This window comes from Sphaerospermopsis sp. FACHB-1094 (assembly GCF_014696195.1).
GTDB classification, from domain to species: Bacteria; Cyanobacteriota; Cyanobacteriia; order Cyanobacteriales; family Nostocaceae; genus Sphaerospermopsis; species Sphaerospermopsis kisseleviana.
This window is the reverse complement of record NZ_JACJPT010000006.1, coordinates 43422-57861: the sequence shown is the minus strand read 5'-3', so window position 1 is coordinate 57861 and position 14440 is coordinate 43422. Positions and strand designations below refer to the sequence as shown.

At 38.6% G+C, this 14440-nt stretch carries 22 protein-coding genes and 1 pseudogene; 6 read left to right on the top strand and 17 right to left on the bottom strand.

Annotation, left to right across the window (positions count from 1 at the left end; genetic code table 11):
* Window positions 1–33: 33 nt before the first annotated feature.
* The 9 genes from H6F47_RS03085 to H6F47_RS03045 form a co-directional block, all read right to left on the bottom strand.
* Window positions 34–525: an SH3 domain-containing protein gene (locus H6F47_RS03085; protein ID WP_096572896.1), complete on the bottom strand. Its 492-nt coding sequence runs from the start codon at window positions 523–525 to the stop codon at window positions 34–36.
* Window positions 526–814: 289 nt separating this feature from the next.
* Window positions 815–2326, bottom strand: coding sequence for an AAA family ATPase (locus H6F47_RS03080; protein WP_137667955.1), 1512 nt, complete (start codon window positions 2324–2326; stop codon window positions 815–817).
* 259 nt (window positions 2327–2585) lie between these two features.
* The gene (locus tag H6F47_RS03075; protein WP_137667951.1) at window positions 2586–2942 is read right to left on the bottom strand and encodes a DUF5615 family PIN-like protein; all 357 of its coding nucleotides are present in this window, start codon (window positions 2940–2942) and stop codon (window positions 2586–2588) included.
* A 3-nt stretch (window positions 2943–2945) separates the two neighbouring features.
* Complete coding sequence (locus H6F47_RS03070; protein ID WP_137667950.1) at window positions 2946–3176, bottom strand: DUF433 domain-containing protein; 231 nt, start codon at window positions 3174–3176, stop codon at window positions 2946–2948.
* A 165-nt stretch (window positions 3177–3341) separates the two neighbouring features.
* The gene (locus H6F47_RS03065; RefSeq protein WP_137667949.1) at window positions 3342–3662 is read right to left on the bottom strand and encodes a nucleotidyltransferase domain-containing protein; all 321 of its coding nucleotides are present in this window, start codon (window positions 3660–3662) and stop codon (window positions 3342–3344) included.
* 5 nt (window positions 3663–3667) lie between these two features.
* Window positions 3668–4045, bottom strand: a complete 378-nt coding sequence (locus H6F47_RS03060) for a clan AA aspartic protease (protein ID WP_096572419.1) — start codon at window positions 4043–4045, stop codon at window positions 3668–3670.
* Window positions 4042–4314 (bottom strand): hypothetical protein, encoded by a 273-nt coding sequence (locus H6F47_RS03055; protein ID WP_190348055.1) that lies wholly within the window; start codon window positions 4312–4314, stop codon window positions 4042–4044. The genes H6F47_RS03060 and H6F47_RS03055 overlap by 4 nt, the downstream gene beginning before the upstream one ends.
* A gap of 98 nt (window positions 4315–4412) precedes the next feature.
* Window positions 4413–4646: a DUF433 domain-containing protein gene (locus tag H6F47_RS03050; protein WP_190647629.1), complete on the bottom strand. Its 234-nt coding sequence runs from the start codon at window positions 4644–4646 to the stop codon at window positions 4413–4415.
* 65 nt (window positions 4647–4711) lie between these two features.
* Window positions 4712–5101 (bottom strand): DUF433 domain-containing protein, encoded by a 390-nt coding sequence (locus H6F47_RS03045; protein WP_190647627.1) that lies wholly within the window; start codon window positions 5099–5101, stop codon window positions 4712–4714.
* A gap of 100 nt (window positions 5102–5201) precedes the next feature.
* Here H6F47_RS03045 and H6F47_RS03040 point away from each other — a divergent pair, with 100 nt between their 5' ends.
* From H6F47_RS03040 to H6F47_RS27575, 3 genes are all read left to right on the top strand, one after another.
* A complete protein-coding gene (locus tag H6F47_RS03040; RefSeq protein ID WP_190647625.1) occupies window positions 5202–5447 on the top strand; it encodes a toxin-antitoxin system protein in 246 nt (81 codons plus the stop codon).
* Window positions 5447–5788, top strand: a complete 342-nt coding sequence (locus H6F47_RS03035; RefSeq protein ID WP_190647623.1) for a type II toxin-antitoxin system PemK/MazF family toxin — start codon at window positions 5447–5449, stop codon at window positions 5786–5788. Before H6F47_RS03040 ends, H6F47_RS03035 begins: the two co-directional genes overlap by 1 nt.
* A gap of 214 nt (window positions 5789–6002) precedes the next feature.
* On the top strand, window positions 6003–6164 hold the full coding sequence (locus H6F47_RS27575; protein ID WP_206755134.1) for a hypothetical protein: 162 nt from the start codon (window positions 6003–6005) through the stop codon (window positions 6162–6164).
* On the opposite strand, the gene H6F47_RS03030 is transcribed toward H6F47_RS27575, so the two are convergent.
* The 6 genes and pseudogenes from H6F47_RS03030 to H6F47_RS03005 all read right to left on the bottom strand — a co-directional run bounded on the left by H6F47_RS03030 (window position 6161) and on the right by H6F47_RS03005 (window position 9007).
* Window positions 6161–7267 carry a hypothetical protein gene (locus H6F47_RS03030; RefSeq protein ID WP_190647622.1) on the bottom strand — a complete coding sequence of 369 codons (1107 nt, stop codon included), beginning with the start codon at window positions 7265–7267 and terminating at the stop codon, window positions 6161–6163. The genes H6F47_RS27575 and H6F47_RS03030 overlap by 4 nt on opposite strands.
* A gap of 150 nt (window positions 7268–7417) precedes the next feature.
* Window positions 7418–7717, bottom strand: a complete 300-nt coding sequence (locus H6F47_RS03025) for a type II toxin-antitoxin system RelE/ParE family toxin (RefSeq protein ID WP_190647620.1) — start codon at window positions 7715–7717, stop codon at window positions 7418–7420.
* A complete protein-coding gene (locus tag H6F47_RS03020; RefSeq protein WP_190647618.1) occupies window positions 7710–7934 on the bottom strand; it encodes an addiction module protein in 225 nt (74 codons plus the stop codon). The genes H6F47_RS03025 and H6F47_RS03020 overlap by 8 nt, the downstream gene beginning before the upstream one ends.
* Window positions 7935–7986: 52 nt before the next feature.
* Window positions 7987–8379, bottom strand: a pseudogene (locus H6F47_RS03015) (PIN domain-containing protein); the annotation flags it as partial.
* An 18-nt stretch (window positions 8380–8397) separates the two neighbouring features.
* Window positions 8398–8640: an antitoxin AF2212-like protein gene (locus tag H6F47_RS03010; protein ID WP_190647616.1), complete on the bottom strand. Its 243-nt coding sequence runs from the start codon at window positions 8638–8640 to the stop codon at window positions 8398–8400.
* Window positions 8641–8689: 49 nt separating this feature from the next.
* Window positions 8690–9007: an RNA-binding protein gene (locus tag H6F47_RS03005; protein WP_190647614.1), complete on the bottom strand. Its 318-nt coding sequence runs from the start codon at window positions 9005–9007 to the stop codon at window positions 8690–8692.
* A 211-nt stretch (window positions 9008–9218) separates the two neighbouring features.
* Here H6F47_RS03005 and H6F47_RS03000 point away from each other — a divergent pair, with 211 nt between their 5' ends.
* Window positions 9219–10796 carry a B12-binding domain-containing radical SAM protein gene (locus H6F47_RS03000; protein ID WP_190647612.1) on the top strand — a complete coding sequence of 526 codons (1578 nt, stop codon included), beginning with the start codon at window positions 9219–9221 and terminating at the stop codon, window positions 10794–10796.
* Window positions 10797–10890: 94 nt separating this feature from the next.
* Here the strand turns inward: H6F47_RS03000 and H6F47_RS02995 are convergent, their stop codons facing one another.
* Window positions 10891–11067: a type II toxin-antitoxin system HicA family toxin gene (locus H6F47_RS02995; protein WP_096572413.1), complete on the bottom strand. Its 177-nt coding sequence runs from the start codon at window positions 11065–11067 to the stop codon at window positions 10891–10893.
* 490 nt (window positions 11068–11557) lie between these two features.
* Here H6F47_RS02995 and H6F47_RS02990 point away from each other — a divergent pair, with 490 nt between their 5' ends.
* Window positions 11558–12223 carry a DUF4230 domain-containing protein gene (locus tag H6F47_RS02990; RefSeq protein ID WP_096572412.1) on the top strand — a complete coding sequence of 222 codons (666 nt, stop codon included), beginning with the start codon at window positions 11558–11560 and terminating at the stop codon, window positions 12221–12223.
* A 184-nt stretch (window positions 12224–12407) separates the two neighbouring features.
* Here H6F47_RS02990 and glp read toward each other — a convergent pair whose 3' ends face one another.
* Complete coding sequence (glp, locus tag H6F47_RS02985) at window positions 12408–13631, bottom strand: gephyrin-like molybdotransferase Glp (protein ID WP_190647610.1); 1224 nt, start codon at window positions 13629–13631, stop codon at window positions 12408–12410.
* A gap of 230 nt (window positions 13632–13861) precedes the next feature.
* Between glp and H6F47_RS02980 the strand changes: the two genes are divergently transcribed.
* A complete protein-coding gene (locus H6F47_RS02980; protein WP_190647608.1) occupies window positions 13862–14431 on the top strand; it encodes an RDD family protein in 570 nt (189 codons plus the stop codon).
* The last annotated feature ends 9 nt before the right edge of the window (window positions 14432–14440 follow it).

Here is a 14440-nt window from a genome sequence, read left to right as displayed (position 1 = left end):
ACTCCCTGTTCCCTGTTTGCTAAAGATCAAGAATTATTCTTCAACTTGTTTAGTATTACCAGCTTTTACCCAACCTTCTTGATCAGTACCTGCAATGCGAATTTTTTGCCAATTTTTATCCGCGCTTTCTTCTAAGATGATGACTTTTTGATTACCACCAACACCACCAATACTTTGTGCATCTGAGGCTGGTTTATCTCGCATACTCAAACCTTGCGGCCAAGTTACAATAGCTTGGTAAGCTCCTGGTGGTAAGGTATCAGGTGATTCAGTGGGAGTAGGAGTAGGACTAGGACTAGGTTTAGGACTGCTAGTAGGACTAGGTTTAGGTGTGGTAGTAGCTTTTACTGGTGTGACTTTTGGTTTGTTCGCTTTGGGTTTGGGACTATCATTAGCAAACATGGGTTTTTCGGGAGGAATGGCGGTACGATTAACAAAATAGAGAGCTATTGTCAGTCCGCTACCTAATAAAACTGCGATCGCTAATACAAAACCAAGTATAAGTTTAAAAAATCCAGAAATTATTTTCATATTTTTTAGTCAGGAGTCAGGAGATCAAGGAGTCAGGAGTCGTAGGGGCGAAGCATTCGGGTAACCAATTATCAATTTTATAAAAAGGCTATTTTCCTGTAAGGGCGAAGCATTCGGGCGACAAATTATCATTTTATCAAAAGGCTATTTTCCGAATGCTTCGCCCCTACTTCGCCCCTACTTCGCCCGTACAGGAGTCAGGAGATCAAGGAATCAGAAATCATAGAAAGTTCTTCTTCACTGTCACCTGTCACCTTCTTCCCCAGTCCCCAGCCAAATATTATTACATTTGACGTTGAATGCGATCGCTTAAAGCATTATGCTTAGAAGCCAAACGCGCTCTCCCTGCTGCTGCCCATTCTTGCAGTTTTTGGATCTGTTCTACCGCAGTTCGCGCCAAAGGTATGATTTGACTAGCCGATTCTAAAATATCATCGGTCGTGAAATCACGATTTTGGCTAAAACCAATGTGCATCGCTTCAATTAACGTTTGTTCAATTTCTGCACCGGAAAAATCGGGAGTTTCGTAAGCTAACCGATCAATGTCATAGCTTTTGAGGTTATGGGGACGCAAGCGGGATAAGTGTACAGTAAAAATGGCTTTTCTTTCTTCTTGGGTGGGTAAACCGACAAAGAAAATTTCATCAAATCGCCCTTTCCGCAGCATTTCTGGGGGTAAAGCTTGAATATCGTTAGCGGTGGAAACGACAAACACGGGTGAAGTTTTTTCTGCTAACCAAGTGATAAATGTCCCAAATACCCGGCTAGTTGTTCCTGCATCACCTTTACTACCTAAACCAGAAAAGGCTTTGTCAATTTCATCAATCCACAATACACAGGGTGCAAGGGCTTCCGCAACTTGAATCATTTGCCGGGTGCGAGATTCTGATTCACCGACTAAACCACCAAATAAGCGCCCCACATCCAAGCGTAATAAAGGTAAATGCCAATGATGGGCGATCGCCTTAGCTGTTAAAGATTTACCAGTTCCTTGAATCCCCACCAACATTAAACCACGGGGATGCGGTAATCCGTACTGTCGCGCTCGTTCTGTGAATGAACCACCCCGACGAATTAACCAATCTTTGAGATTATCCAGTCCCCCAATATCAGATATTTGCTCAGTGGCGGGGTAAAAGTCCAGGATTTGGGTTTGGCGGATAGTTTGGCGTTTTTCCTCCAAAACTAAATCAACGTCTTCTGGTTGTAGTTCTCCGTGGGATGCGATCGCCCTGGCTAAAACTCGGCGTATCCGTTCCATTGATAACCCTTGACAGGAACGCACCAAGTCATCAATAAATTTACCGGAAAGTGCGTTACCAGTGGCTTGTAATAGGCGTTCTACCTCGGTTTTTATTTCTGGTGCTGCGGGTAAGGGAAATTCCACCACGGTTAAAACTTCGGTTAAATCGTCGGGAATAGCAATGCGTGGGGATAATAAAACAATATTTTTCGGTTGAGATTTCAGGAGTCGGGCTAAGTTGCGAAGTTTGCGAGCGATCGCCACATCTTCTAAAAAGCGGTGATAATCCCGGAGAATTAGCACTGCTGGGGCGGAAGGGGGTAATTTTTCAATAAATTCTAATGCTTGCAGGGGGTTGCGTTTGCCAAAGCCAGTATCGTTGGGGTTGCCTTGATAACCATCCACAAAATCCCAGGTATAAACGGGGCGGTTTCCTTGGTTTGTCGCTTCTTCACGGATAGCAGTTTCTACCCGTTCTTCTTCGTGGGTGGGGATGTAAATGAGGGGGTAGCGGGCGCGGAGGAGGAGTTTAAATTCTTCGCGGAAGTTCATGATGTAGATGTTTGGTGATTTTTGTTCTTTTCTTATTTTTAAGGTAATGAACCACGAAGACACTTTCACCGGAGGTGTTCCCGAAGGGTAGGAAGCGAAGGAAGCGAAGGGAAGAAAGTTTTACACAGATTTTTAGTTGGTTTTGGTAATTTGAGAATTTTTTTATTTTGCAGATAGGGCGATCGCTGTTTCTTGTGAAAAACTCTTGAGTATAATTCAGCCGTTACCGAAGGTATCGCTTTAGTCTGAGAATATGATGTTAGTTTACCAGAGTTCTCATTCTCACTTTGTCATCTTCCACAACGCTAAAATGACCATACCAATCATCACGCAGAGCGATCGCTTTGACAGCTTTTTCCGCTACTACTGCACCAGAGGGTGCTTTTATTCTAAATAAAATAATCCCAGTTGTAGCAGGTAACTGTGAACGAAAAGCCAATTCTCCAAAATCTTTATCAAAGGTTAAGAGAATACGGTTTTCTGCTTGGGCGCGACTTAATACTTGAGGATCAGAAATACCAGGTGAGTCTATTCTAATCCAAGCCACATCATGTCCGTTTTCTCTCAAAGCTTCAACCGCATCCAGGGGGAAATTTTCATTAGCTAAAAAACGCATGATTTAGGCAGGAATAGCATAGACTTTTTCAGATTTTAAGGAAGCACTAGCATAGGCAAGACAGGCTTGAATATCTTTAATAGTAATACCTGGATAATTACGCAAAATTTCTTCATTACTCCAGCCTTGGGCAAGAAGATCAATAATAAATTCTACTGCTAGTCGTGTTCCTTTGATGATAGGTTTACCGACTAAGATGTTTGGATCTATAGTAATTCTAGTTTGCCAATCCATAATTATTCAGGGTTCAAATATATGAAAGTGTTTATTAGTCCATTCCATCAATTTTATATTGTACCCATCATCTGAATTGCCTGGGACAAAAATTGTTCTGCGCGGTCAATCTGTTCTGTCGCTTGCTCGCTTTAGCTTTGAGTAGAAGTTCCCGTTGTTCATCGGTCATAGGAAAACGCCTTCTTTACGGATATTCCTGAGTAATGAACCGTTGCCGGTTTGATAGTGGGTTTCGTCCATGAAAAGACAGCTAATGACAACATCATAGTCTAGGGAAAGATCAGCGATCGCCTTTCCTGTGCGTTTAATTTCTTCACCTGGGTTAACGGGAGGTTTCAGCACTACCAACACATCTATATCTGATCCGGGTTCTGCATCACCACGCGCTTGAGAACCATAGAGGGTGAGGTTTTGTAGGCGATCGCCATACAGGTCAGTGAGTTCTGTTTTTAGGCGAGTGAGAATAGGTTTTAGGTTAATATTCATAGACTTTAGACTGTATTTATTTTCCGTAATTCTACACTACCGCCTTCAAAAACTTGAATTATCAGTTGATATCCTTGCATCAATGACATTCCCACCAGAGGTTCTGAATCTGCTTCATCAATGGGAATTTTGATAGGAACTCCATCCCAAATTATAACTGCTTCGTAAACATTAAAAACGCATTCACTACCATCACCGAGAATTGCGCGTCCTCGCCTTTTCCATCTTAAATTTAACTGATTAATTAAATCCTGTGGTAATGAAAGCCAACCATTAAAACCTGTATCTATAACTGCATTTTGTCTAGAGATTTTACTATCTGACCCAAAAATTATCAGTGGTATAATTGCATCTAAATCGTCGTTTACAATTCCTGTAATCATATAGATATTTTATTCCGTCCACCAAAGCGACGCACATAACGAGAACCAATGCGAACTATCCAAATTTGTGCATCAGGGTGACGAGATTCTAGGCGATCGCAAGCTGCTATTTCACTCGCATCAATTTCAAAATCTCCCGTTTCAATATCAATAGCTACAATTTTTCCTTGATTACCTGCTTCTATTTTTGGGCGTATTTGCATTTCGTAGATTTGCTCACCGATTTGGGCAAATTCTTCTTTACTATAGCGGGGTTGGTGAATGGTCATATTTTGAGCTTCTTTTCGATATTAAATATTTTATCTCATGGGATGCGATGCTACTGTAAGAGGGGAAATATGAACATCAGCAATAAAACGTAGGTTATTCATGCTGAAGGAATGCTGGTCATTTTATCTGAAACTGTCCAAGCTGCATAGTTGAGAGTTTGTCTAATATCTTCTTCCTCTAATTCTGGATAAGCTGCTAAAATTTCCTCAATTGAAAGTTTGCTGGCTAGTAATTTGAGAATAAAAGCTACAGTAATACGCATTCCTCTAATTGTTGGTTGTCCTAAACAAATGTGAGGATTAATAGTAATGCGATCTAATTGATTCAGCATTATTAACTCCTAATATCAAACACGATAATAGATTTATATTGCTCTCCTTGGTATCCAAAGCAATTTTACCACTCATTTGCATTTACCCGCCGACATTGAGCAATTGACTGTTTTATCTCTGCTGCTTCTGCATCGCTTAAAATTCCTGTAAATTTAGCAAGAGGATGATCTTTTCGTGTAGCTTTCACAGCAGAATGTACTAATTCATTAGGTACTTGATTTCGTTCAATATAATCATTAATTTCTGCTTGATGATCTAGATAAAAACTCAACGCATCAAATACTTGTGCCAGTGTTAAATACGGTAAATGATTAGGGATTTCTTCTGGCATAATTCCCAATCGCCATAAACCAACAATAGCACGGATCGATGTCCGAGTACCTGTAATAATTGGCTCTCCACCTAAAATTTCAGGATTGCGTGTTACATATCTTGAGGATGTTTCAGCAAACATAATCAAAGTCGCTCAAGTAGTATGATTTTTCTTCTAGTTTATCTTATGCGTTAGCCCTCGCAATTGCTATAATGATGTCAGTGAGCAACTATAAAAAGTCATGCCTGAACTAAAAGTTAGTATCAGTGAAACCACACACAAAACTCTGCTAACGATGGTAGAGGACTCTGGTGAGACAATTCAATCAATTTTAGATCGAGCTATTGAAAATTATCGCAGGTCTTTGTTTCTGACACGAGCCAATGAAGCTTTCACTGTTTTAAGGCAGAATGAAACTCTGTGGGAAGAGGAGGTTTCTGAGAGACAGTTATGGGAGCAAACTATAGCGGACGGGGTTGAAGGTTAGTGGTAAAAATCGCTAGAGGAGAGATATGGCTAGTAGACCTTAATCCTGTGCGCGGACATGAACAAGCTGGTAAACGCCCTTGTTTAATTATTTCAGTGGATCTATTTAATCAAGGTGCATCTGGTTTAGTAGTTGTGTTACCTATTACATCGAAAGATAAAGGAATCCCCTTTCACGTAAAAATTAATTCTCCAGAGGGAGGGATGAAAACCCAAAGTTTTATTAAATGTGAAGACGTGAGATCAATCTCTGTGGAACGTCTTGATAAATGTTGGGGAAATGTTTCTTCAGAGACACTAGCAGAAGTTGAAGACAGGCTGAAAATTTTGATGGGATTGTAGTTTATTGCTGACTATTTAAAATAAAATTGCGATCGCACTTTTCTAGTTTATCTGATGTGTTAGCAAAGTTCGATCTTTGCCTAGTTTTCCCTAAGAAAAGTATCGCTCTTATGCAACTTAACAAAGCAGAAGTGATGAAAGAATGAACCACGAAGGAACGAAGTAAGCGAAGACTAAGAGAGTTTGAGAGGGATTTTTTGTTGGTTTTGGTAATTTGATAATATATCGTTATTTTGGAAATAAGGCGATCGCTTTACCATCCTATACAAAAAATAGCGATCGCTACCCTCGTCGCAGTCATCGCTATCATGTAAACAAAAAATGTGGGCTAATGAAATTTAACTCTATGGGAAAAGCGATAACACTTGTGTTTTAAGAATGAGAAAGAGATTTGAAAACTTGTACTTCCAAGTCATAAATTGGAGACATAATGCCCGTATTTCTGTCATTCAGAAGATTAGCTTCCATTTTTGTTAAATATTCTTTGATCTCGCTCCTAAGAATTGGCTCGTTGACTTTACGAGTTTGATAGTGATCTATTAAGTCCCAAGCAACAATTCCTATCCCTAATATTGGACCTACAATCGGTGCAGTTGCAACTGCCACAGCTTCTCCTAGAGCCTCACTGGCAACTCCTCCGGCTTTTCCTAGCATCTTTCCTACAGTCTTGCCAGTAATTTTACCAACAGATTTTCCTGCAAATTTACCAAAAGTCTTAGCACTTGTTTTTGCCAGAATTACTCCTCCAGCAATAGCTGTACTTCCTGCCGATTTAAAGGCAAGTGAAGTTCCTCTATTACTTTCGGAAGAGCGTGTTACTAGAGAGATATCCTGAAGGTATCGTTGCCATCTCGATTCAGGGATATTAAGGTTTTGTTTAGTAATATTAAGTTGAGTTTTAAGGGTATTGATGTAGACATTGCGAGTCTCATCAGTTAAAGTTTCAATCTCAAGTTGAGCAATTTTTGGCTGCAATACCAGGTTCGTGAATTGAGACTGAACTATTTGATTTAATTTTTCTTCAGCAGTGGGAGTATTACCATTAAGCCAGTGATAACCAGTTTGGAAGAGGGATTGAATACCAATAAATTGCTGATTCCAGTATCCAAAATACCAAGGAAGAAAACTGTCATCTACTTTTACCATTAACTCATCTACCCACACATCTAACTTATTAGATGCAAATTGTTTAGCTTGCTGACGGGCATTTTCTAAATCCTTACGAATTTCTGAATTAAGTTTAGTCACATCTATTACTGGTGGAGGTAGAGTAATGATTGGATCAGAAGGTTTTAACCTGTTTCCAAGTGATGGTACAACAACAAAAGTCCCTATTATTGCTGCAATAATAAACAGTACAAATAACCAAATCAGTTTATCTGCTATTTCTATAATCAGGCGAACAAAAACCGCCCAAGTTGGCAAGTTTTCATCTTGATTTTGTATCGAATTATCTTTTTTCTGATCTTGTTCATTCATGAGAGGTTTGGAGAGGAGTTTTATATTAATTTTGCCAAGCTACTTAGTGATAAAATTACTGTCTCAATCCTGTAAATCCTTACATCCTGGATATCCTTACATCCTGGATATCCTGATTCAGACAGTTTCCCTAACTAACAACTTACGTGATTATTTTAACCACTTACGCCATTTTTTAGGATCTTGAGAACAGTGGAAAACTGCATATATAGTTACTACATTCTCAACATACTCATAAAAAATAGCATAGGGAAACCTACGAATTAAAGCACGCCTATAATTAGCATACCCAAATTCATACATCTCAGTATTTCTCGCAATATATTGTGTACAAGCATCAACACACCGTAGAAACTCTTCACCTAATCCCAGTTCTTGTTCTTCATACCAGTCATAACCATCAGTAATATCTTGTTCTGCCTGTGGTAAGGTAATAACACTCTTAACCATTTTTTCTACTACGGATTCTTGCTTTTACTGATTCCCAAGAACTAGCTAAACTCGGATCTTGTAAATGGAGAACTTTTCTTTGATCCAGTTCGTCTTTTTGCCAGTCTAATACAGGAACATTTGCTGATTGAGTCGCAATATCATCCCATAAATCTTCTAGAAGTTGTAACTTTTCTGACAACCCTAGCTCAAAAATCGGCGCAAAGTCTGCTTTCATAATCAACTAAGCTATCAAAATTATCACTCTATTATTACACACAACACACATTTTAAGAATGCAATTTAAAAGGATTAACAATATTTAAACCATCAATCACTTCATAACCAAAATCTTCTGTATACAAGGTTTGAACATTGGCCTCTAAACAAGCAGCAATAATCATTGAATCCCAATGTGAGAGACTAAAACGTTTCATTAATTCCTCAGCACGATCAATCACATTCCAAGTTGGTAAAGCAGTGTACCAAACTTGTTGTAAATCTCGAATGTATTGATAAGCTTGTGATTTATCATACCCTAATGATTCTAGTTTACGACTTGCAGCTAAATATTCACAGGCAACCTGCCAGAGCAAAACACCATCTGTTAAATTAGCTACTAAAGAAGCTGCTATTCCCTGTTTATTCGTATCCCGTGGATCATGGACGTAAATCAAAATATTCGTATCAACATATTCGTATCAACGGCGTTCATGCAACATATCCCGTGTAAACTGAGGTGCAGTAGGAGGAATGGGGTTTTGTTGCATTCTTTCCACCAGTGATTTTAGAAAGTTGCGTCGCTCATTAATATCAGTAATTTTCGGTGGTATAACTTGAGGAGATTGAACAACAAGCTCAACTTCTACGTCTTCAGGTAAGTTACAAGCGGTTTGTAAAATAAACGTACCATTGCGGTAAATTGCTTTTAGGGTTTGCTGCATAGGATGTGATTCATGAAATAAAATTAGTCTAAATTTGTCTCTATTAATCCTAACTCGCTAAAGTAGGAATTTTCAAAGGCACAAGGGCTTTATGCAGTACACTGGGTTTAGGACTTAAATATACTTCCCGACAATTACTCTCATTGTATCCAACCACAACCGCGCCTATAGTTGTACCAATTTCTGGATACATTTCTGGACTCATCCCCCCTTCATCTAAAAAATCTGGGATTTTGATCAACCCCTTAACTAAAGACTCATCAATATTGACAAAAACGCCAAAGGGTGTATGAAATTCAACTTTTCCCAGAACAAACTGACCTAGCTTATACTTAGATTTAATATTCTCCCAACTTGTACTATCCATAAAAAATTATCTTAACCCAAGTTGCTAGTTATCAAGTTAATGCTGGTAGTAGGTTAAAATTCCGTCTTAATCCTGTAAATCCTTACATCCTGGATATCCTGATTCTGACAATTCCCTCATTCTCACACATAGCAGGGCAACATATAAAAAAGTCAATCAGTCCTAAATTTAGTTACAGTTAGATAACAAATCAATCGTGAGGGGTGATACTATGCGTGTCTTGCTAGTTTATCCAATATTTCCCAAAACCTTCTGGTCCTATGAAAAAATCCTACAACTCGTAGATAGAAAGGTTCTATTACCACCATTGGGTTTAGTCACAGTGGCAGCTATCCTACCCCAAGAATGGGAGTTTAAGCTAGTAGATCGTAACATTCGCCCAGCAACAGAAGAAGAATGGGCTTGGGCAGATATAGTCATTTTCTCGGCTATGATTGTCCAAAAACAAGATTTATTAGATCAAGTCCGGGAAGCAAAACGCCGGGGTAAGTTGGTAGCTTTAGGTGGTCCCTATCCCACATCCACACCCCATGAAGTGGAAGCAGCAGGGGCAGATTTCCTGATTTTAGATGAAGGGGAAATCACTTTACCGATGTTTGTGGAAGCGGTCCAAAAAGGTGAAAAATCTGGGGTTTTCCGCGCCACTGAAAAACCAGATGTGACAACTACACCCATTCCCCGCTTTGATTTATTAGAATTTAATGCCTATGATATGATGTCTGTGCAATTTTCGCGGGGTTGTCCTTTCCAATGTGAATTTTGCGACATCATTGTTTTATATGGACGTAAACCGAGAACCAAAACACCAGCACAACTTTTAGCAGAATTAGATTATCTTTATGAGTTGGGTTGGCGGCGTGGTGTGTTCATGGTGGATGATAACTTTATTGGCAATAAACGGAATGTGAAATTGTTGCTAAAAGAGTTAAAAGTTTGGATGGCTGAACATCAATATCCATTCAATTTTGACACAGAAGCTTCCATTGATTTGGCACAAGATCAAGAAATGATGGAGTTGATGGTTGACTGTGGTTTTAAAGCCGTATTTTTGGGTATTGAAACCCCAGATGAGGATAGTTTACAGCTAACGAAGAAGTTTCAAAATACGCGCAGTTCTTTAACAGACGCAGTACAAACTATTATTAAAGCTGGACTGCGACCAATGGCAGGGTTTATTATTGGCTTTGATGGTGAAAAAGCCGGTGCGGGCGATCGCATTGTCAGATTTGCGGAACAAGCTGCTATTCCTTCCACCACTTTTGCTATGTTACAAGCATTGCCAAATACCGCTTTATGGCATCGTTTAAAAAAAGAAGGTAGACTGCGGGAGAATAAAGACGGAAATATCAATCAAACCACATTAATGAACTTTATTCCTACCCGTCCTTTAGAAGAATTGGCTAGGGAATATGTGGAAGCTTTTTGTGCTTTATATGATCCTGTGGCCTATTTAGATCGCACCTATCGCTGTTTCTTGATGTTGGGTTATCCCCAATGGACAGCACCAGCTAAAACGCCAGAATGGGTAGTTATCAAAGCACTGCTAATTGTGATTTGGAGACAAGGTTTTAAAAGAGAAACTCGCTGGAAATTCTGGCATCACTTCTTTAGCATTCTCAAGCATAATCCCAAGGTGATAGAACAGTACGTTTCTACCTGCGCTCACATTGAACATTTTGTGGAATATCGGCAAATTGTCCGTGATGAAATTGAAAGTCAGTTAGCTGCTTATTTAGCCCAAGGTGCAGAAAAACCTTATGTTCCAGAAAAGGAAAAAGTAGTAGCTTAGGGACTGGGGACTGGGGACTGGGGACTGGGGACTGGGGACTTCTGATCTCCTGACTCCTAGCCCTCAAAAAAAGACTTTCAAAACCATCTTCTATTTAAATTCCTAACTGTTTTTTGATTAAACGACAGAGACTTTCTTTGATTTCTGGATGACGTGGTACAGGCGATTGTTTTCCATTAATAGGGTTAATATATATATCATGTTTCTTACCATGACGTTTTAAATAGCACCCTGCATCAACTAATTCTCTAACAAAATTTCCTCGTTTCACGCCACATCAACCCAAATTTCTTTAGTTTGCGCTTCGGGATGATTTTCTAAGCTTTCTTCTAACATTAGCTGATAGGCATCTTTAATATTTTCTTCTAACTCTTCTAATGATTCTCCCTGACTAAATACTCCCGGAATTTCCTTTAATTTTCCTACATACCAGCTATCATCTAACCAGTATTCGAGAGTAAATTTTTTTTTTGCATATACTTGACTCCTTAAACTAGGTTATTACTGAATAATATTATATCGGTTAAGCTCAAAAAAAAAGGAAATCAGAAAATTATGTAGCGACTGTCTTGAATGTCAAGCGAACGCTAAAAAAACTATTCCAACTTTCGGTGTTATTTAAGGTACTTACTGTTTTTAGAGCAAGATTATGTAATGTAAAAATTAGCACAAATAAGTATAACTACTGTAGAACTTAATTGTGTACTCTGTTAGTCTATAAGAGATGGATATAAATACAAGTGGATTTAGGAGTAATAAAAATGACTTCTTTCAGTGGCTTAAAACAGACCATACAATCTACTACAGATAAATTAATCATTTACAGATGGATTTTATTTGGTATCTTAGCATTTATTCTAGCAGCATTCTTGTTTTTTAGCTGGCCGTGGGTTAAAACAAATGAGAGTGCAAAAATGATAGATGTTATTTTGGGTGGATTAAAAGAAACAAGTGAACTCAATACTGTAAAAATGTCCAGTAAAGCATCATTAGTTGAAACTAAAGAGCAAAGGTTGTTTTCATTCTATGTTGGAGATACTAAGGTTATTTATGAAGGACAAGGTACAATACGTGCTGGTATAGATATGAAAGCATTGAAAGCAACAGATGTAGATATCAACAACCAGAAAATTACAATTACTTTACCTCCTCCTTATATTACCGAAACAGTTCTAGAAGCTGATAAATCTCAACTTTTAGATCATCACAAAAACTGGTTTGGTCCTAACGCTGAGATTGAACTACTAGATCAAGCACAAAAAGATGCACTTGCTAGAATTAAATTAGAAGCTTGCGGAAATGATATTATAGATGCTGCTAATAGTAACGCAAAAAAAATAGTAGAAAGAATATTATCAGCAGCAGGTTACAAAGACATTACTGTAATAACTCAAGAACCTAAAGATGGTTCATGTCCTAAGAATTAATATCTAGGAATATCTATCTTTATTCTCAGTCCCACGTTAAAGTTATAATATCAGAATGTCATCTATCAGGCTCTGACTTACACTAAATAGTATATGAATCAGAGCCTATTATTAAATCTGGACTCTCAAAGATAGGGAAAAATCAAGTCAAAAGTCAAAAACTCTGTTCTCTGTTCCCTCCTATTTATAAATGTAAAACCAAAACTTCCTCCCCTGGATAAACAAAAGTTTTACCCACTGGTAACACAGCTAAAGCATTAGTTTGGGCTAAATTAATTAAATTACCAGAACTATCATTACCTTCAGATTTCTGAAATTGATAAACACCATTTACCAGATTTAACTTACCCCAAATATAAGTTTCCATCTTGCCATTAGATTGTAATTCTGATTGCGATCGCACTTTGATAAATTTACTTTCCCAACCTTTAGCCAGTCCCGACATTTTTTTAATTGCAGGTTTTACAAACCGCCAACAAGTCACCAACGCTGAAACAGGATTTCCCGGTAAACCAAAATATAATTTATTGCCAAAAGTTGCAAAAGTTAAAGGTTTCCCCGGACGCATTTGTACAGAACGAAAATGAATTTTTGCTGCCAATGATGCTAAAGTTTTATATATGTAGTCATAATCACCTACGGATACACCACCAGTAGAAATGACTATATCAGCATTGGCGATCGCATAATCTATAATTTCTTGTAAAGTTGTCGGCTCATCCTGAATAATTCCTAACAGTAACACTTCTGCCCCCAATTCCCGCATCAAAGTAGCTAAAGCATACTGATTAGAATCTACTATTTGTCCTGGTTTCAGCAATTGTTCCGGCATCACCAACTCATCGCCAACTGATAAAATAGCCACACGGGGACGACGGAAAACACTCACTTGTTCACGTCCAGCAGCAGCTAAAACCGCAATTTCAGACGCAGTTAAAGGAATACCAGCCGGTAAAATTTCGTTTCCAGCTTGATAAAAGTCCCCCTTGCGTCTCACAAACTCCTGGGGTTGAGGCGCAATAAACACAAAAACCCGGTTTTCCTGTCGGTGGGTTTTTTCCTGCATAACTACAGTATCCGCACCAGGAGGCATCATTGCACCTGTGAAAATTCTTGCAGCTTGTCCTGGTTTAATTGTTACCTGTGGTTCATATCCAGCAGGAATTTCTTCCACCACTTGCAAAACAATGGGTTTATCAGCCCTTGCTTGCTGCACATCTGCATAACGCACAGCATAACCATCCATTGCCGAGTTATCCCAGTGGGGAAAATCCAGGGAACTGATCACAGGAGTTGCTAAAATGCGATTATTCGCCATTAATAAATCGACAAATTCCACATCTAGCTGGTTATCTAGCGGTTTCACAGCATTTAAAATAGTAGCTTCTGCATCTCTGACTGACAGCATAGTTATAGTTAATGATGATAGTTTTGGATATTTTAATATAAAAAATTACCATATAAAAATCCGTGTGGGAAAAACTGGCTGGTTTAAGTAAGTCGGCACGAAAAAACCGAGGTATGTAAAAAAAATGTAAAATTCCTAAAAACCTCTTCCCTCCTGCCTCCTGCCTTGTCATAACGACAATTTTTAACGCCTACCTACTTATTTGTGTTTCTCTTGATTTTATAAATATTATGACTATCATTAAAACACCACAAAAACACTATCCCAAGCCAGAAATTACCCGTCGTGTGATGGCATTAGGAATAGATTTTACAGGAGCATGGTTAGTTAGTTCTCTTTTAGGAACAAATAATCTAGGTATTCAATTTATCCAAATTTTCGTTTTTATCCTTGCTTGGTTAATTCTACGGGTCATCATAGTTTACAACAATCAGGGGCAAAGTTTAGGAAGATGGGCAGTAAATTTAAAAGTGTTAGAAATAGAAAACGGACAACCCGTAAGCAGAATACCAGAATTACAAGCATTATTACAGCGTGAAGCGATTATTGGCGGTAGCTGTTTATTGGTTTCCATTTGCTTAACGAATATAATAGCTAATCCCACTGCTATACTGCTAATACTTCCCCTAGTCATTGACTGTGGTGCAGCCTTGTCAGATCCTCAGATGCAACAGGCTTTCCATGACCGCTATGCTAGAACTATAATTGTTTCCTCACGGCGTGGCTATTCGCTGGATTTAAAAATTAAGCTAAAAATTAAGCGATTAGTTGAAAAAGTGCAGCGAAATGTGAGAAGATAGTCATTTGTG